The sequence below is a fragment of the Turneriella parva DSM 21527 genome (assembly GCF_000266885.1).
GTDB classification, from domain to species: domain Bacteria; phylum Spirochaetota; class Leptospiria; order Turneriellales; family Turneriellaceae; genus Turneriella; species Turneriella parva.
Window position 1 is genome coordinate 1259668 of sequence record NC_018020.1, and the last position, 16427, is coordinate 1276094.

Sequence of the window (16427 nt, forward strand, 5' to 3'; positions counted from 1 at the left end):
CTACTTCAACTTTCTCAACGGCTGCAGCAACAAACACGCCCCGGCCCCCGCGATAATCAGCCACCCACCTACCTCGAACGCATACGCGGGCGAGGTCTGTTTCGCGAGCGCCGAAAGCCCGACCGCAGCCGAAGCGACCGATGTCTGAAACACGATGTTATAGATACTCATGACTCGGCCTCGCGCCGCGTCGACGGTTGCCTGCTGTATAGCGGCGGGTATGAGTGTGCTCATGAGGCCGCCGAAGATGCCGGAGAGGCCGAGGCTGATTGCGACCGGCACCGGTGCGGCGAGCCAGGGTATCATCAGCATCGAAAGGCCGGCAGCGAGCGCGCCCGCGATGATCATGAGACCGCGCGGCATCTTGTGAGACAGAGCCTGTGCGAGGCCGCCGCCTGCCAAAAGGCCGACACCCAGAACGGTCATGAGCGAGCCGCGTTCGGCTTCACCGAGGCCAAGGCGTGTCTTTGAGAACTCCGGCAAAAGAACCTGCAGCGGCCCGACGAGAAACAGGCCCACAAACGTGGCAGCGAGCAGCGACAAGATCAGGGGCTCGCGGCGTACATATCTGAGGCCTGCCTTGAGGCTGTGCCATGCCGACTCTTTGTCGCCGCGCAGCTGTTTTGGACGCGTTTTGAGTGGCAACAGTAGCAGCATCGCAAAGGCGTACATAATACCAATGGTCCCGAAAACGATGTACCAGTCGAAATATTTGCGCAAGAAACCGACGACAAAGGGCGCAAGGCCGAAGCCGACCATGATCATGATCTGCACCTTCATGCTCTCGCGCGGTATGTGCTCTTGGTCGAAGAGATCGCCCAAAAGAGCCATGCGGCCCGGTATAATGAAACTGAGGCCGATGCCGTTGACGAGCATGACCGCGATGAGCATTACATCACCCACTACAAAAAACTGCTGCGTGGTGAGAAAAACCATCGCGGCGCTGGTGTAGATGAATGTCGTTTGAGCAATCATGACGACACGTTTGCGGGTGAAGCGGTCGATCACGGTACCGGCATACATGCCGAGCACGAGCGGCGGCACGAGGTTGCCTGCGTAGACGAGACCGGTGACGGCGTCAGAACCGGTGACGGCGCGCGAATAGATGATCATCGCGTAGGCAAACATGTTGCCGATGAGCAGGGTGAGAAACGAGTTGAGGTAGAACCAGATCAGCATTCAATACATTTCAGATTTTTTTGTATGCTGGCAAGATGAATAAAATCCCGGTCTGAGTGCAATAGGCTTAGCTTGTTTTCAATCGCCGTTTGCGCGATCAAGAGGTCAGCACCACGACGAATCGTCAACCCTGCCTTTTGGCAGTCGAAAAACATGCGAGCCGCAGCAGCAAACGATTCGAGTCCCTGCGTCAGGTCATAGATGCGCTGCGTTTCGAGATATGCCTTGAGCAGGCTAAACTCTGCTGGAGTCTTAACGCCTTGCAAAAGCTCTTGGTAAGTGTAAGGAGAAATACCGAACGGTATTTTGTCTTCGATTATTCGATCAAGCGCTCTGGTTTCGGGTGTGTCTTGATTCTTGAGAAATGGTATAAATACCGACATGTCGACAAGCACCATGGTCAACGCAGAGATTTGTAATCATAGTCCTCACGAAACGAGATTTTACCCTTCAGTTGGCGCAGATCTTTTCGGCGATGATTCTCGACGAATTCACGCAAAGCCTGCTCAACAAGGTCACGCTTCGTCTTGCTGTGAGAATACTTGAAGGCCTCTTTGACGAGGCCGTCGTTCAGCACGATATTGGTGCGCATACACATCGGCATACACATCAGACCGGTCCGTAAAGCACTTTTACGGCATTCTATGGGTTTCCATAGCCACCCTGACTAAAAAATCTTGACGATTTGTTCAACTTTATTTCGGGTTGCCGACTATGGAAAAACAAGACATCGCCGAGAGCATCAAAGAACTATTGGTTTCTGAAACCGACATGAGCTACCTGGCCGAACTGCCAGAAAAGCCGCTGCAGCAACTTTATACCGATCTGCAGACGTACATGAAGCGACTCGATGAAAACCAGAAGCCGGTTTTCAAGGCGATCGCGATTTCAACCAGCTTTATTCCCAACTTCATTATTGCGAAACTCGCGCATGACTATTTCACACCGTACATTGTCGCCCAGGTCTGCGAATACATGGATCCAAAAGCGGCTGCTAAAATCGGTAAATCGTTGCGTGTCGATTATATGGGCCAGGTTGCAGTGAACGGCGACCCGAAGGTAACTGCCAAGATCGGCGACTGCATGGAAGTGGATATCGTGGTGAATGTCGTGCGCGAAATGGTCAAACGCTCATTCTTTATGAAGCTGGGCGAACTCGCCGACCTGTTGAACGAAAACCAACTGAAGAACGTGATGCTCAAGATTAACGACAACAACGCGATTCTGCAGGTGGGAATTCATATGAAAGACGAGGGCAAGATTATTCGCCTCTCCAAAGCCTGGCCCGCCGGCACCCGCAGTTATGTCTTGGCAGAGCTCGAAAAGATGAACCACCCGCTCGCGAAAAAGCTCTGAGGCAATTTCGCGTTTTGCCCGTCAGGGTCTCATGGCGGTTTTGAAGATTTTATCCCAAATTGTCGTGTAGAAGCCGAGATTGACCGTTTCATCGCGGTGGTGATGCAGATGAAAATCGGGATCAGAAATACAGAGAGCCGACATCACCCTCAGGGTCCATTTTGGGTACGGGGTAAATCCGCAGTGCGCGGCGATACCGAAGTAGAGATTCAGCTGCAGAAAAATGACCACGGCTTCGACACTGAATGCATGCAGCGTGAGGGTGATCACCCATAACGAACCAAAACCGAGCGCCTCAAGCGGATGCATCACGAACAGGGTGAGCATGCGTGTGTCGCGGTGTTCGTGGTGCAGGTAATGCGCCCAATTGTAAAACCATCGCAGATGCGCGATGCGGTGCAAAACGTAGAGCACGAGATCCATAACGAGCACGAGCAGCAGCGTATCGCCGAGTACCGTGGGTGCAGTGGCGCTGCGGTTAAGATGTAGATACCCGTGCTGCCAGAGCAGCCAACCCGCGACCGAAATGACAGTGTTGATCGTGACGGTTGCGCTTGCGAGCAGCAGCTCTGCGGGGCTGGCTTTTGTTGGCCGTGGCGCTGCGGTAAAGAGACGGGCCGCCATTTGCTCGGCAAGAAATGCGCCGAGCAAAATGAGAATGTTCAATGCGAAGAAGAAGGCCGATGCCTGCGAGAGTGAAATCGACCAGAGCCAGTCGATCATGCTTGTTCACGCTTACTTCGCTGCTCTAGCCCACGCAGCAGGCTCGAGATGACTACCGCAACGACCAAACCTGCCAACACGAGTAACGCTCCCCACAGCACACGCGTCGGCAGGCGCTCGCCGAGAAAGAGAGCATTGCTACCGAGGCCGAATACCGGTACCAGAGTACCAAAAGGCATGACCTTGCCTGCGGGCAGTTTGAGCATCATCTTGCTAAAGAGCGAAAATGCCAGCTGCGTGGCGAAGAGAGCCATGAACGCCAGCGCAAGCCATGAGCGCAGCGATGCGGATTGAATTTGTTGCAGCATCTGGCCCGGCCCTTCGACGCTGAGCGCGAGCACGAACAAGGGCAGCGACGAGAGAAAACTTGTCCACGCGATGAAGCCGGCAAAGTCTTGAATGCGAAAGGTTTTCAGAAGAATGTTGCCTGCCGACCAGAAGAGTGCCGATAGCAATATCAATATGAATCCCACTGCTTCGGCGCCGCCGAAATAGTCGTAGCCGATGACCAGAAGGCCCAGCGCAGAAATCACGAAGCCGGCGATCTGCAACAGGCTCACGCGCTCGCGAAAAATAACCCACGCAAGAAATATTGTGATGTAAACCTGCGTTTGAATCAGCACCGACGACATGCCTGCAGGCAGCCTGAGGTAGATGGCCCAGAACATGAGGCCATACTGCAGCACGCCGATGAAAATGCTGTAAGCGACGAGCCGGCGCCAGTCAAGCGGCGGAAACTTATAGAGCAGAATCAGCGGAAAGCCCGCGAGGAAAAAGCGGATGGCACAGAGCGTGAAAGGCGCGAACGATTCAAGGCCAATGCGAATCGCCACAAAGCTGAGGCCCCAAAACATGGGCGGCACGAGAACTCGAAACCAGTCTGCGGCGGTGATGTGAAACGATCAAAAAGCTTCTTTGAACGTAAAATAGAAATTGGCATCGCCTTGGTTGGTAAAGCCCATGTCGAGCCGCATGTTGATCTTCTGCTCTCTGTCGACGAGTATTCGAAGGCCCATGCCATACGAGAACTTGAAGTTCGACGACAGCGGTGCCGCAAGATCGTTCGTCACATCGCCCACACCGGTAAAAAGCACCAGACCAAAGCGCCACCACACCGGCAGCCGGTAGTCGAACTGCGTTGTCCAGAGGTGGCGGTCGAGATACCGGCCGTGAAAAAAGCCGCGCATCTGAAACTGGCCGCCGAGGCGGGGCATCGCATACCACGCGACATCGCCCGCCGTCTTCGTGATGAATGCATTCAGCGCAATCACATGACCAAACCAGATCTTGTGAAACCAGCGGTAGTCGATGGTCGACTGCGTGAAGTCACCTTTTGCCGCAAAAGTATCGTTGCTGTGAAAGATCCTCATTTCAAACCAGTGGCCGCGCTCGGGCGAAAAGGCATTGTCTCGCGTGTCGACGAGCAGGTGCACACCGGGGCCGTTCGCGCGCGTGCCATCAAAACCCGCCGGGCGCACTGTCTGCAGGTAACCCAACGACGAATCGGCTTTGATGTCATCGAACTGGCTCTGCCACATGCCACCCAAATAAATATCGGGTGCAATCAGCCACAGCGCACTCGTGCGGTTCGCAAAGCCGCGCGCTTCAAACTTGTCTTCGAGAGTCACAGGCGTCGTCGCGCCCACACCCCACATCTGGTAGGGCTGCCTGTAGACGTCGAGATTCTGCATGACCTTCAGCCGGTGCTGCAAAAAATACGCCTCGGCGATGAGCCCGAAACTGTACTGCTGATTTTGCGACGCTGTGAAAAAGGTTGTGAGTTCGCTGATGCGCTTTCTCGGCGCGCCGGGCCACGGGTTGTACCAAAATATGCCGCCACCCGCAACCATGAGCCGCGTCTCGGGTGTGTAGAGCGGTACGAGCAACGGAAACATACCCCAGGTTTCTTCTTTTTTCTCAGGTTCGCTGGGTTGCGCCTCGGCCTGCGCGGTAAGCGGTGCTGAGGCATACATGGCAATGAGGGCCATGCAAATATGTTTTCGAAGATGAGGATTTATAAATGTCATAGGTCGGCGAATGTGCTGCGAACGGTCACGAAATTGAAACGTCGCGAAAAGCCCTTGCGCAAATCTGTAGAGACGCCCTTCATGGGCGTCTCCGTCTTGCGGCGGTCAATTTAGAGAGACGCCCGTGAAGGGCGTCTCTACGGTTTTTCCGTGATTGCCGCATTGAATAACGCCGACGACGGTTTTCGTGTGTTTGTGGCATATAATACCGTACATGGTTTTGCACCCTTCTTCTTGACGCGGCGCACACAAAACACCTCTTGCCCAACCGCACGCAACCCGTGCGCAATCTTTCTCAGGAGACAACATGATCAGAAATACAATCATTCTGCTCGTTGCTATGGTAAGCTTCTCTGGCGTATTGAACGCGCAGGTGAAGAAAAGGCCAACAGCACAAGAAGCAGCAGCAAAGGCAAAAGCCGACGCTGACGCGAAAGCAAAAGCAGCTGAAGAGTCAGCGAAAAACAAAGCAGCCGATCTACAGAAAAATGCAACCGATAAACTCGCCGCGGCAACAGCCGTCGACGAAAGCAAATTCAACATCAGCGTTTGGGGCGGTTACAGCTTCAGCATGAAAAGCGACTACACGAAGAATGTGGAAGGCATGTTCGAAGGTGTGTCGAACATTACCAACAAATCAAACGATTCGAAGCTCGGTGGCATTGCCGGTGCAGCTGAATTCTACTACGGTGGTAATTTCCAGTTCGGCGCAAGCGTAGGATACCTGAAAGGTCATGATATTACGCGCAAAGCTACCAACAGCGGAACCGAGTACACCTTGAACGCGAAAATGGACTATACTCCGATTATGGGCGCGGTTCGTTATTTCATCATGCCTGGGCTTTACGCTGGCGCTGGTCTGGGCATTGCACCAGTGACAGGTGGCACTGAAACCTTTAAAGATCCGGCTGGAAACTACGTGCAAGGTGGTACTCCGAACGTCGCGTGGAATCTCAGCTATTCTGGCCAGGCAATCATTGTCCAGGGCCGCGTGGGGTATGACTATGCGTTGAGTAACAATGTGTCTATTGGTATTGCGGGCATATTCTCTTACCTGCAGCTTGAACTCGAATCATTCAAACAAGTTACAGATTCGACAACAAACACCAAGTTAGAAAACATCAGCAACAGCCAGCTGCTGATTACTCCAGCTCTTGTCATTACTTACAAACTCTAATCTCCGATCATTATTAGATTTTGAAAAGAGGGCTTCGGCCCTCTTTTTTTTGTCTTCTCTGCGATAGCGGTAAACCATGCCTGCGGTTTTCTTCTGTAGAGACGCCCTTCATGGGCGTCTCTACGGTTTTATGCAGATTTGTAGGTAAATGAGCGCAATGGGCGCGTTATCTGACGACGGATAATATCTCGACGCCATTCTTGATCTCTGACGCGATGCGTCCCTTTTCGATCTGAAACGCAATCACCTTCTCAACCGCTGCCGTCGTCGCTTCGCGCTGCGCAGCCCCCTCGCGCGCGACAATCACCTCAATCAGTTTCGACCGGGCCATTCGCCCGTCACGCGCCTGCCGCAAGATCGGGTGTACGTCGGTAACTGCAGCCATGGGGGTAAGTGTTTGGCCCAGTTGCAGTGTCGAGTCGAATGGGCGAAATATCCTTGCAAAAACACGGCTGGCAATGTATATTTCACGTACATTCCCATGCACAATATCGACCTCATACTCACACTCGTCGGTGGCTTCAGCGCCGCTCTCGTGCTCGGGTTTATCACGCATAAACTCGGCTTGTCCCCCATTGTTGGCTATCTGATTGCCGGCATTGCCGTCGGGCCGCAGACTCCGGGATTTGTGGCGAACCGCGAGATGGCCGACCAACTTGCCGAAATTGGCGTCGTGCTGCTCATGTTTGGCGTGGGTCTGCAGTTCCACTTCAAAGAGTTACTGGCCGTTCGGCGCATTGCTATTCCCGGTGCAATCGTGCAAAGCGCCGTGGCAACGGGCCTTGGCGCGCTCGTCGCGCACGCCTTCGGCTGGAGCTGGGCCGCAGGGTTCATCTTTGGGCTCGCGATTGCTGTTGCGAGTACGGTTGTGCTGACCCGGGTGCTCGTCGACAACAACGAACTGCACACGCCCACAGGGCACATCGCGATCGGCTGGCTGGTGATGGAAGACCTGTTCACGGTTTTCGCTCTCGTCATGCTGCCGGCGATATTTGGCGAGAACGCTCAGCAAAACCTGGTGATGTCGTTTGCTGTCGCAGGTATCAAGATCGTCGCACTGGTGCTTGTCACCATTGTCGGCGGGGGATTTATAATTCCACGATTCTTGACGTACATCGCGCACACCGGCTCGCGAGAACTCTTCACGCTCGCCATTCTTGCCACTGCGCTGGGCATTGCGGTCAGCTCGACGCTGCTCTTCGGCGTGTCGATGGCGCTCGGCGCGTTTCTCGCCGGCATGGTCGTGGGGCGCTCAGACTTTAGCTTGCGGGCGGCGAATGAAGCGCTGCCGATGCGCGATGCTTTTGCCGTGCTCTTTTTCGTCTCGGTGGGCATGCTTTTTAACTTCAACAGCCTGCTCGATAACCCATTGCTCGTGATCGTCACGGTCGCCATCATTGTGGTCGGCAAACCGCTGGCCGCATTTCTGATTATCGTCGCGATGAAATACCCAGTTCGGGTGGCGCTGGCGGTATCCGCAGCACTCGCGCAGATTGGTGAATTTTCGTTTATACTCGCGGTGCTCGGCGAAAAACTGAAAATTCTGCCTCCGCAGGCTGCGAATATTCTGATGGCCGCGGCAATCATCACGATCACGATGAATCCGCTGATATTTCGCAGTGCAGCGCCGCTCGAAAAATGGCTGCGCCGGTTCGCGATTTTTCGCAGCATCTTACGGTTCGCAGAACCCGCCGACATGCAGTCGGCGCTCGAAACGGGTGTTGACCCTGACAAGCGTGAGGCAATCGTGATTGGTTATGGCCCGGTGGGCCGTACCGTCGCCAGGCTACTTGCCGCGAACGGCTTCACTCCGATGGTGATTGACCTGAACCTCAAGACGGCGAGAGAACTGAAGAAGAGAAACCTGCCCGTCGTCTATGGCGATGCGAGCCATGCAGAAATTTTGAAGAAAGCAGGTGGAGAGACTGCAGACATCTTGATTCTCAGCTCGTCGAGCATCACGGGCGGCAAAGAAATCATTCGCGAAGCCAAAGCCATGAACCCGAAAATACGCATTCTGGCGCGCACCGCATATTTGCGGGAAATTCACGATTTACGTGCGGCGGGTGCTGATGCAGTTTTTGCCGGCGAAGGTGAGGTAGCCTTATCGATCACCGAATATATCATGGCGGCGTTTGGTGCAACACCCGAACAGATAGAGCGCGAACGGGAACGCGTACATACCAAACTCTTCGGCGCCGGCGAAGAAACGTAATTTTTTTCCAATTCGATGAGAAAAAACGCCCGTTCTCTGGTATTTAATCTTTAGAGGAGTTCTATCGCGGCCGCTGAGCGGCGGCGATAGAATGGAACTAAGGAGACATAATAATGATTGACACAACGGGAAAAAATGGCGTGGTCACACCCATAATGGCAGAGACTAAAGAGACAGCGGCCCAGAAAGCCGAAGCAGCAGAGAAGGCAAAGGCGCTCGATTCAGCGCTCGTACAGATCGAAAAACAATTCGGTAAAGGCGCAGTGATGAAGCTGAACGCCGACGCGATGCGAGAGATTCCGGTGATCTCAACGGGCGCGCTGTCGCTCGACCTTGCACTCGGCGTTGGCGGTGTACCACGCGGGCGCATCATCGAAATCTACGGCCCGGAATCTTCGGGCAAGACGACACTCACGCTGCACATTGTGGCCGAAGCACAAAAACTTGGTGGCATGGCTGCGTTTATCGATGCCGAGCACGCACTCGACCCGTCGTATGCGCGCCGCCTCGGTGTGAATATCGACGAACTTCTGGTATCACAACCCGACAACGGCGAGCAGGCGCTGGAGATCGCCGAGGCGCTGGTGCGCTCGAATGCGCTCGACGTGATCGTGATTGACTCAGTCGCAGCACTCGTGCCGAAATCAGAGATTGAGGGCGACATGGGCCAGGCAACCATGGGCGTACAGGCGCGACTCATGAGCCAGGCGCTCAGAAAGCTGACGGGGGCTATCCACAAAACGAATACGGTTGTGATTTTCATCAACCAGATTCGTATGAAAATCGGCGTCATGTTCGGTTCGCCCGAAACCACAACCGGCGGCAACGCGCTCAAGTTTTACGCCAGCGTGCGAATGGATATTCGCCGCGTTGAGTCGATCACCAAAGGTGAAGAGACGATCGGCAACCACGTGCGCGTCAAGGTCGTGAAAAACAAAGTGGCGCCACCTTTCCGCAAGGCGGAGTTTGATATTTTCTTCAACCAGGGTATTTCGCGCGAATCGTCGATTATCGAAGAAGCGGTAAATGTCGGCGTGCTGCAGAAATCGGGAACCTGGTTCTCTTATGCCGACAACCGTCTGGGTCAGGGCAAAGAGAACGTGCGGCAGTATCTCGTCGAAAACCCCAAACTCTGCGACGAAATCGAAGCAAAGGTGCGCCAGGCGCACGCCGACGGCACCGCGAAGAAACTGCTGGCTGAGAAAGAGAAGGCCCCCAAGGGCGCTAAGGCCATTGCAGCGACTGAAGAAGTAGCGTAATGCAGCAATTAGTTGCGGGCAATGCACGCAACTAATCGCTTATCTTTAACGGCAGCCTTTTGGGCAACGCCTCTCTTGTCAAAATAGGATCAGTCGTCTTGTCGCCCGGCCAGTCTTCGAGGCGCGGTCGGGCGGGCGCATTGCCCACGGGTGCGACAAGCACCCGCTCTTTCACGATTCTTTTGCCATCTAGTCCAACAGCCATCACTCCATTGTTGCGCAGAAAAAGGTTCATAGCTTCAAACTTTTTCGCCGCCTCGGCGAAGGTTTTGAACGCGAAGTGGATCGGGTAGTTTTGGTCTTTGTAGTTGTAAGGATATTCTTGCATCATGAGCAGCGTGACCCGGTATTCATCACTTTGGAATTCCATGACGAGGTGTGAAACTTTGCGTTCCCACACGATTTTTTCAAACAGGGTGTCATAGATAGGGTATTTATAACCTGCGGCGAATTCTTCTTTGTAGTACTGGTATTCGTCTTTGAAGGTTGGTTTGTCGGCAAAAACTGCCACAGAAATCAGCACGACAATCAAAGGTGTCTTCACCTTTGATTGTCGTGCTTATTCTTCAAACAGATAACCAAAAAGCAGATTGCCGGCACCGATGAATACCAGGGCCGCCGCCGCCATGAGCGCGTCGTAGCGAACCGTTTCGATGCCGGCAAGCAGCGCGCCGAGGCGACCCGTGGCAGCAATGAAGACCGGCAGACAAAGCGGCAGAAAGAGCGCAATTGCGAGAAAATTCTTTTGCGCGCTGTGCTGTGCAATTGCCGCGATCAGTTGGCCCGCAGGTGCCAGAGCGAGGCCCAGAGGCAGCGCCGTCAGCAGAATCAGCAGAGTCGTCTGCGCATCAGGGGGCGTGGCGGGAAACAGCAGAAAATATCCGATTACGCTAAATATCCACAAGGGAATTTGCACCACAAAAGAGACTGCCGACTTCGCGAAAAAAAGACTGCTGAGCGAAACCCGATGCATCGCATAGTAGCGGTACGCAAAACCTTCGCTTTCCCAGTCGATCGCCATGAGCAAGAGCTGCAAGCTGGCGATGCAATATGCGACCACGGGAAACACTTCGAGCGCCGAGCCGACCCCGACCTCGTTGCTGAGGCCGAAGCGAAACATCGCGAGCAGCGCAAGCGTCAGCACGAATGCGAGTTGCAACCCGCGCTGCGCGCGGTAGAGTTTAAACTCATTCTTGACGAGCGCCCACCAGACCCTCATCGCAATCTGCCTTTTTCCAGAAAGTAGGATCTATCAGCCAAACGGCGCGCGCGGCCGGCGTCGTGCTCTGAGATGAGTATCGCGGCGCCGCGCGCTGACTCATGGCGTATGAAATCCACAAGCAGGCCTTCGCTGCGCGCATCTAAACCCGTGAAGGGTTCGTCGAGCAGCAGAATCTGCGGCCGCGCGAGCATCGCTCGTGCGAGCAAAAAGCGCTGCATCTGCCCGCGCGAGAGTGTGTTGAGTGGCTTATCGGTAAGATGCCGAATTTTCCAGTAATCGAGCGCTGCCGTTATTTCTGCCTCGGCCCTGTCGTGCAGCGACCTCGTCAGCGAAAGATTGTGCCCAACCGAAAGCTGCATGTACGCCATCGGATGGTGCGCTATCAAATGCGATTCGGCGCCAGCGCGAAAGACCACTTTACCTGCATGCGGTTTAAGAATCTGCGCGAGGGTCAAAAGCAATGTCGACTTACCCGAACCGTTTTCACCTAGAAGCGCGACGACTTCACTACTCAAGAGTTCTCCGTCGACGCCGTTCAGGGCCCAATGTGCCCCATAACGCCGGCCGAGGTTCTGGTAGGTGACGAGCGCTTCTGTTACAGATTTGGCCCCGCGCTTCATAGTGCCCCGAATTTTTGGCTGAGCTTCTGCGTCAGCTGCAGGCGGCGGGCTTCGAAACCCTGCGCTGCGTTTTCAGACGCCAGCAGAGCGAGGGCCTTAATACCATATTCACCAAAGTAATACCGGACTTCTTTGCGCAAAAAATAGTTCTCGCGTTCGAGATCGCCCATTGGGGCGAGGGGTTCGGCAGCCGAGACAAACTCTGCTAGCTCGTTGAACCCCATTTTACGCACCGAGCTGGTTTGAAAGATTTCGGGCGGCTTGACGCTGCCGTCGACCTTCTGCATAAAATCGAGACTCGACTGCAGCTGGTAAAGACTGCGCTTCGCGAGATCTTCGGCGTCGCACTTGGTGATTACGAACGCCTGCGGAATTTCCATAATACCTGATTTCATAAATTGTATATGGTCACCGCTGAAAGGTTGAAGCGCAAGCAGCGTAACGTCGGCAAGGCGCGCGATTTCAATTTCGCTCTGGCCGACACCGACTGACTCGATGAGCACCAGATCGAAAAACGAGCGCAATACACGGCAGACACGGTAGGTGTTGCGGCCAATGCCGCCGAGGTCGAGATCTGATGCCTGCGAACGAAAATAAGTGCGCTCGTCGTTGCCGAAATTCACACGCGTACGATCGCCGAGCAGTGAACCGCCCGAGACCGGGCTCGAAGGGTCGACTGCCACGACGGCAATACGCCAATTGGGCTGCGAGGCCAATAGGGCATCGACCAGGTGCTGAATGAGTGTCGACTTACCCGCACCGGGCGCCCCGGTCAGACCGACAAGTAGCCCGGTTTTGTGTTTGGTCTTCGCGAGCTCGCCTTCGAACGCGACGCAGGCCTCTTGGTCGCTCAGGCGGCCCGACTCGAAATAAGAGATGAGTTTAGCGACTGAAAATTTATCGCCCGCGCGCGCCGCGTGCAAGATGTCAGACATCGCTGACCACCTTGCGGCGCTTGAGCGTCAACAACGCTACGCCGGCGATCACGAGAACCGTGCCGACTGTCTGCGTGGTCGAAATCACTTCACCGAGAAACGAATAGGCTAAATAGATCGTCATGACCGGCCCCAGGGTGCTGATAATCGCTGCACGGTTCGAACCGATGAGCGCTATACCCTGCGCCACGAATAGCGACGGCAACACCGTGCAAAAGATGGCCATACCCAAAGTCAGATAATAGACCTCTGCGGGAAACCCCAACAGCTTCTCACCAGCAATGACTCCGTGCAAGATAATTGCAACTGCCGAAATCAAAATCGCGAAACTCGTGAACACGAGCGGCGAATAATGCCGGGCCAGTTTCTCTGTCGCGACAAGATAGACCGCATAGGTAATCGCGGCGAAGATAACGTAGGTAGCGCCGATCTGCACTCGGTTACCCGCAAGCGCCGCCTCGCTGTGGTAAGAGATGCCAATACCGACGTAGGTGATCAGCAGCGCGGCAATCTCGCGCCGACCTGCTCGATTCTTTAGCCACACGAGTGAAATAATCAGCACAAGCGTGGGATAGATAAAGAGCAGCAGTCTTTCGAAGCTGGCTGAAATATACTCGAGGCCTACAAAATCGAACCAGCTGGCGAGGTAATAGCCGAAGAGGCCTACGATACCGATAAGGTACCAATCTCTGCGAAATCCGCGTTGCTGCTCAGGTGTCTGCTGGCGAAAGTACCAGACGAAGATGAGTGCATAGACCGGCATTGCGAAGACCATGCGCAGCGTCAGCGTGGCAAAGCCGGTTACTCCGTACCGGTAGGTCAGCTTCGCAAGAATTGCCTTCGCCGAAAAGCCGGCGGCGCCGATGACTGTGAAGAGCAGCCCGGCTATGAATCGTTTATCGCGCGGCAGAACCTCAGCCGTCAAGCCTGAGATCCTTACGGGTGAGCACACCTTCAAAGAAAGGAGTGTCGTTCACGCGAATGTCGCGAATGACGCCGCGCACCGAGTCGATTGATATGTTGTGCTGCTGCATAAGTTTCTTGTTCAGCGATATCTGCCCGACCGTCATAAAATGCACAAGCGATTCGTTCTGCGCGACGTCGGGTGGTAGCAGCGTGTCAATTTCTGCCATGACCTCTTCAACCGTGAGGCGCAGGCCTCCCGATATTTCTGAGAGCGGTGCGACACCGTGGTCGGCGCTGAGCACAAACACGAAATCTTGCCCATAATTTTTTTCGAGAAACTCGACCATTTTGCCGATCTGCGTATCGATCTCTTTCACTGTATCGCGCGCCTCGAGAGATTCGAAGCCGAAATGGTGACCTACTGCATCCGCCGATTTGAAAGAGATGTACACAAGATCGGTGAAACCGTCGTTATGCTTTTTGGCGCCAATAATCTGCTCGCTGATTACCGCGCGCACGAGCTCGCCTTCGAGCTGAGTTTCGGCAGGCGTCGACATGAGCACACCCCAGTTTTCGAGCGCGGCTTTGGTATCGCGAATCTTGTAACCCTCAAAACCCTGCGGGTAATATTTGGCATAGTTGAGCAACACATCGCTCGCCTTCGCTGCTGCCGGCAGAGAAAAGTAGCGCGTGTCGGTGATCCATTTCGATTTGGTGGCATCGAGCCAGTAGACGAAGTTGCCCTGCCGAACGGCGGTCGTGAGGCCATTGCCGTTCGCCGCCGTGCCATTGGCGGCGAGCCATTCGGCGCCATGGCCTGCCATGCCGACCGCAGCGCGCAAAGCATAAGACTGTGCAACAATCACGCTCTTGCCGGCGTTGGTGGCATTGAGTACGTCGGCGAGTGATTCACTTTTGAGATCAAGCGTCGAAACTTTGGTCTCGTCTTTTGTGGCGTAAATTTCAGCCTTGTTGAGCTTCTGCGCGCCGGCCTTTTTTTCCATCGAGAAAAAGGTATTGCCGATGACAGAACTCTTCACAGGATAAGCGCCGGTACCGATTGCCATGTGCCCTACCGCAGTGTGCGCGTCGAGGTGCCCCACATGCGCGTCGCTGAAGTTTGCCGACTTCGCCATCAGCTGGTGTATATTCGGTGCGGCATCTTTGTGCAGGCGCAGCAGATTCATACCGCCCTGGTCGATGACGGCAACGAAAACCAGCGCAGGCTTTGCCGACTGTTGTTTGACGATGGGCAAGGCCTTTGTTTCGACACCGTTCGGGTTACGTATTTGCAACAGTGCAGCGAGCGTCGGCGCAATGTGCTGCTGGTGCACGCGCTGCCCATAGTCGCGCGGCTCTATGCCCTTGCCATAAAACACCAGCGGAATCGCCGTATCATATTCATGAGCGGTCGAATGAGAAATGCGCCCGACGCGCAATTTGATCTCGCCATTTTCTTCTTTGTATTCGTGTTCGGGGCTTTTCTGCAGATCGGCGAGAGAACGGCCATATTTCGCGAGCTCTGCTGCAAGCTGTTCTTTATTGAACCGCGCGATCGCGGTTTTTTTCATCCAGCTCGATTCAAGCAGGGCGTATTTTTTGGGCACCAGATAGAGATCGATATCGCTGCGTGCCGAACGTTTGTAGAGTTCGACCCAGGGTGCTTCACTTTTTTTGCAGGCGACGGGCGCGAGTAGTGTAGCGGTCAAAACCAGCAGGGCGACGGACGCAGAACGCGCTGAGCTCCCCTTATTTTTTTTGCCGGGTTGGGCGTCAGTGTCTGCGAACATGACTGCCATGTTTGCCGGCGACGGCACGACGCAAACTTTTTTCAACAAACCCGGTCAATGCGCGCGCCAGCGGCTCGGCGGCCGAAATCTGCACATTGTGACCGCTTTTGGGCAGCACCACAACCTCTGATTTTGCGAAATGCGGATTTATAGCGTCGGCATGCCTTGCAGGCGTGAGCGCATCACGTTCGCCATAGACCAGCAGCAATGGCACTTTGATCTTGCCATCGGGCCACTTTACTTTGCCGGTGAGAAAAGCGCGCATGTACACGCGCGAACTGGCGACACTCAGCGTGTGGTTCTTGATCTGCGCATAAGCCATGCGGCCCGGCTGCAGAGATTGAGGCATCGCTCCATAGAGATGCAGCCGATCACCGTACGGAAACAGCGCGAGCGCCGCCTGCAACCGGTAATATAGACCCGTGAGAAACCCCGGCACCCAAAGCGCCTGCTTCAACCGCCGCACGTACGGCGCATAGTCGTCGATCGCAGAAATCGCGACGGCTGCATCGATGGCGACGTTTTGCCGGGCGATAATGTCGAGAGTGGCGAACGCGCCGTATGAATGGCCGATCAATATGACTTTCTTCAGTCGGTACGACTTGCGCGCGTGCTCAACAAAACTTTCGATCAGCTGACTGTTGTTTGCGATCGAAAAATTGGGCGAGACATCATCGCTCAGCCCGTGGCCCGGCAGATCAGGCAAAAAAATTCTGTAACCGGGTTTCAGATTTCTCGCCAGGGAAATCCACGCCTCTGAGCCTGTCTGGTACCAGCCGTGAATAAAAATAAGGCCGGTCGCGCCGGCGCCCGAGGTACGGTAATAAATCGAAGCATCGCGGTTCTCGAAATAGGGCATCGGTGCCCGTTTCGGTGGCTGAGACGGGCCGGGTATTACTTAAGGGTGCGTAAGGCTTACCAGGCAGGTCGCAAAAAGACAAAATTCCGGAAAGGTTCTTCGACTAGCAAGGCAAGCCCTATAGGACATTTTTCGGAAGCCTTTGCATAGAAACTGGTT

18 protein-coding genes are annotated in these 16427 nt (G+C 54.6%); 4 read left to right on the top strand and 14 right to left on the bottom strand.

Annotated features, from left to right (window positions below; genetic code table 11):
* Genes TURPA_RS06000 through TURPA_RS06010 form a run of 3 tightly spaced genes read right to left on the bottom strand, consistent with a single transcriptional unit; the run spans position 1 to position 1771 of the window.
* A complete protein-coding gene (locus TURPA_RS06000) occupies positions 1 to 1179 on the bottom strand; it encodes an MFS transporter (protein ID WP_014802399.1) in 1179 nt (392 codons plus the stop codon).
* Positions 1173 to 1577, bottom strand: coding sequence for a type II toxin-antitoxin system VapC family toxin (gene vapC, locus TURPA_RS06005; protein WP_014802400.1), 405 nt, complete (start codon positions 1575 to 1577; stop codon positions 1173 to 1175). The genes TURPA_RS06000 and vapC overlap by 7 nt, the downstream gene beginning before the upstream one ends.
* A gap of 2 nt (positions 1578 to 1579) precedes the next feature.
* Positions 1580 to 1771 (bottom strand): type II toxin-antitoxin system VapB family antitoxin, encoded by a 192-nt coding sequence (locus TURPA_RS06010; RefSeq protein ID WP_041948348.1) that lies wholly within the window; start codon positions 1769 to 1771, stop codon positions 1580 to 1582.
* A gap of 122 nt (positions 1772 to 1893) precedes the next feature.
* Between TURPA_RS06010 and TURPA_RS06015 the strand changes: the two genes are divergently transcribed.
* Complete coding sequence (locus TURPA_RS06015) at positions 1894 to 2535, top strand: hypothetical protein (RefSeq protein ID WP_014802402.1); 642 nt, start codon at positions 1894 to 1896, stop codon at positions 2533 to 2535.
* A gap of 21 nt (positions 2536 to 2556) precedes the next feature.
* Here the strand turns inward: TURPA_RS06015 and TURPA_RS06020 are convergent, their stop codons facing one another.
* The 3 genes from TURPA_RS06020 to TURPA_RS06030 are packed head-to-tail and all read right to left on the bottom strand — an operon-like array spanning position 2557 to position 5246.
* On the bottom strand, positions 2557 to 3258 hold the full coding sequence (locus tag TURPA_RS06020) for a sterol desaturase family protein (RefSeq protein WP_014802403.1): 702 nt from the start codon (positions 3256 to 3258) through the stop codon (positions 2557 to 2559).
* The gene (locus tag TURPA_RS06025; RefSeq protein WP_014802404.1) at positions 3255 to 4112 is read right to left on the bottom strand and encodes an EamA family transporter; all 858 of its coding nucleotides are present in this window, start codon (positions 4110 to 4112) and stop codon (positions 3255 to 3257) included. Before TURPA_RS06025 ends, TURPA_RS06020 begins: the two co-directional genes overlap by 4 nt.
* A 48-nt stretch (positions 4113 to 4160) precedes the next feature.
* Positions 4161 to 5246 carry a BamA/TamA family outer membrane protein gene (locus TURPA_RS06030; protein WP_014802405.1) on the bottom strand — a complete coding sequence of 362 codons (1086 nt, stop codon included), beginning with the start codon at positions 5244 to 5246 and terminating at the stop codon, positions 4161 to 4163.
* Between the two features lie 346 nt (positions 5247 to 5592).
* On the opposite strand from TURPA_RS06030, the gene TURPA_RS23840 reads away from it, so the two are divergent.
* Positions 5593 to 6462, top strand: coding sequence for a hypothetical protein (locus TURPA_RS23840; RefSeq protein ID WP_014802407.1), 870 nt, complete (start codon positions 5593 to 5595; stop codon positions 6460 to 6462).
* 166 nt (positions 6463 to 6628) lie between these two features.
* Here TURPA_RS23840 and TURPA_RS06040 read toward each other — a convergent pair whose 3' ends face one another.
* Positions 6629 to 6847, bottom strand: coding sequence for a hypothetical protein (locus TURPA_RS06040; RefSeq protein ID WP_041948350.1), 219 nt, complete (start codon positions 6845 to 6847; stop codon positions 6629 to 6631).
* A 96-nt stretch (positions 6848 to 6943) separates the two neighbouring features.
* Here TURPA_RS06040 and TURPA_RS06045 point away from each other — a divergent pair, with 96 nt between their 5' ends.
* Positions 6944 to 8677: a cation:proton antiporter gene (locus TURPA_RS06045; protein WP_014802408.1), complete on the top strand. Its 1734-nt coding sequence runs from the start codon at positions 6944 to 6946 to the stop codon at positions 8675 to 8677.
* Between the two features lie 155 nt (positions 8678 to 8832).
* Positions 8833 to 9936, top strand: a complete 1104-nt coding sequence (gene recA / locus TURPA_RS06050; RefSeq protein ID WP_041948351.1) for a recombinase RecA — start codon at positions 8833 to 8835, stop codon at positions 9934 to 9936.
* Positions 9937 to 9967: 31 nt separating this feature from the next.
* On the opposite strand, the gene TURPA_RS06055 is transcribed toward recA, so the two are convergent.
* From TURPA_RS06055 to TURPA_RS06085, 7 genes are read right to left on the bottom strand one after another with little or no spacing between them, the layout of a single operon-like run.
* Entirely contained in the window at positions 9968 to 10480 is a 513-nt protein-coding gene (locus TURPA_RS06055; protein ID WP_014802410.1) for a hypothetical protein, read from the bottom strand.
* Positions 10481 to 10495: 15 nt separating this feature from the next.
* On the bottom strand, positions 10496 to 11155 hold the full coding sequence (locus tag TURPA_RS06060) for an ABC transporter permease (RefSeq protein WP_014802411.1): 660 nt from the start codon (positions 11153 to 11155) through the stop codon (positions 10496 to 10498).
* Positions 11152 to 11778, bottom strand: a complete 627-nt coding sequence (locus tag TURPA_RS06065; RefSeq protein WP_014802412.1) for a metal ABC transporter ATP-binding protein — start codon at positions 11776 to 11778, stop codon at positions 11152 to 11154. Before TURPA_RS06065 ends, TURPA_RS06060 begins: the two co-directional genes overlap by 4 nt.
* Positions 11775 to 12713, bottom strand: coding sequence for a P-loop NTPase family protein (locus tag TURPA_RS06070; protein ID WP_014802413.1), 939 nt, complete (start codon positions 12711 to 12713; stop codon positions 11775 to 11777). The genes TURPA_RS06065 and TURPA_RS06070 overlap by 4 nt, the downstream gene beginning before the upstream one ends.
* Complete coding sequence (locus TURPA_RS06075) at positions 12706 to 13638, bottom strand: DMT family transporter (RefSeq protein WP_014802414.1); 933 nt, start codon at positions 13636 to 13638, stop codon at positions 12706 to 12708. Before TURPA_RS06075 ends, TURPA_RS06070 begins: the two co-directional genes overlap by 8 nt.
* On the bottom strand, positions 13628 to 15409 hold the full coding sequence (locus tag TURPA_RS06080) for an alkaline phosphatase family protein (protein WP_041948352.1): 1782 nt from the start codon (positions 15407 to 15409) through the stop codon (positions 13628 to 13630). Before TURPA_RS06080 ends, TURPA_RS06075 begins: the two co-directional genes overlap by 11 nt.
* The gene (locus tag TURPA_RS06085; RefSeq protein ID WP_014802416.1) at positions 15393 to 16268 is read right to left on the bottom strand and encodes an alpha/beta fold hydrolase; all 876 of its coding nucleotides are present in this window, start codon (positions 16266 to 16268) and stop codon (positions 15393 to 15395) included. The genes TURPA_RS06080 and TURPA_RS06085 overlap by 17 nt, the downstream gene beginning before the upstream one ends.
* Positions 16269 to 16427: the final 159 nt, after the last annotated feature.

Coding starts and splice junctions, on each gene's coding strand:
- TURPA_RS06025 (WP_014802404.1), bottom strand. CDS start 4,112: ATGTTTTGGGGCCTCAGCTTTGTGGCGATTCGCATTGGCCTTGAATCG.
- TURPA_RS06045 (WP_014802408.1), top strand. CDS start 6,944: ATGCACAATATCGACCTCATACTCACACTCGTCGGTGGCTTCAGCGCC.
- TURPA_RS06040 (WP_041948350.1), bottom strand. CDS start 6,847: ATGGCTGCAGTTACCGACGTACACCCGATCTTGCGGCAGGCGCGTGAC.
- TURPA_RS06010 (WP_041948348.1), bottom strand. CDS start 1,771: ATGCGCACCAATATCGTGCTGAACGACGGCCTCGTCAAAGAGGCCTTC.
- TURPA_RS06000 (WP_014802399.1), bottom strand. CDS start 1,179: ATGCTGATCTGGTTCTACCTCAACTCGTTTCTCACCCTGCTCATCGGC.
- TURPA_RS06085 (WP_014802416.1), bottom strand. CDS start 16,268: ATGCCCTATTTCGAGAACCGCGATGCTTCGATTTATTACCGTACCTCG.
- TURPA_RS06065 (WP_014802412.1), bottom strand. CDS start 11,778: ATGAAGCGCGGGGCCAAATCTGTAACAGAAGCGCTCGTCACCTACCAG.
- TURPA_RS23840 (WP_014802407.1), top strand. CDS start 5,593: ATGATCAGAAATACAATCATTCTGCTCGTTGCTATGGTAAGCTTCTCT.
- TURPA_RS06060 (WP_014802411.1), bottom strand. CDS start 11,155: ATGAGGGTCTGGTGGGCGCTCGTCAAGAATGAGTTTAAACTCTACCGC.
- TURPA_RS06020 (WP_014802403.1), bottom strand. CDS start 3,258: ATGATCGACTGGCTCTGGTCGATTTCACTCTCGCAGGCATCGGCCTTC.
- TURPA_RS06080 (WP_041948352.1), bottom strand. CDS start 15,409: ATGTTCGCAGACACTGACGCCCAACCCGGCAAAAAAAATAAGGGGAGC.
- TURPA_RS06030 (WP_014802405.1), bottom strand. CDS start 5,246: ATGGCCCTCATTGCCATGTATGCCTCAGCACCGCTTACCGCGCAGGCC.
- recA (WP_041948351.1), top strand. CDS start 8,833: ATGGCAGAGACTAAAGAGACAGCGGCCCAGAAAGCCGAAGCAGCAGAG.
- TURPA_RS06015 (WP_014802402.1), top strand. CDS start 1,894: ATGGAAAAACAAGACATCGCCGAGAGCATCAAAGAACTATTGGTTTCT.
- vapC (WP_014802400.1), bottom strand. CDS start 1,577: ATGGTGCTTGTCGACATGTCGGTATTTATACCATTTCTCAAGAATCAA.
- TURPA_RS06070 (WP_014802413.1), bottom strand. CDS start 12,713: ATGTCTGACATCTTGCACGCGGCGCGCGCGGGCGATAAATTTTCAGTC.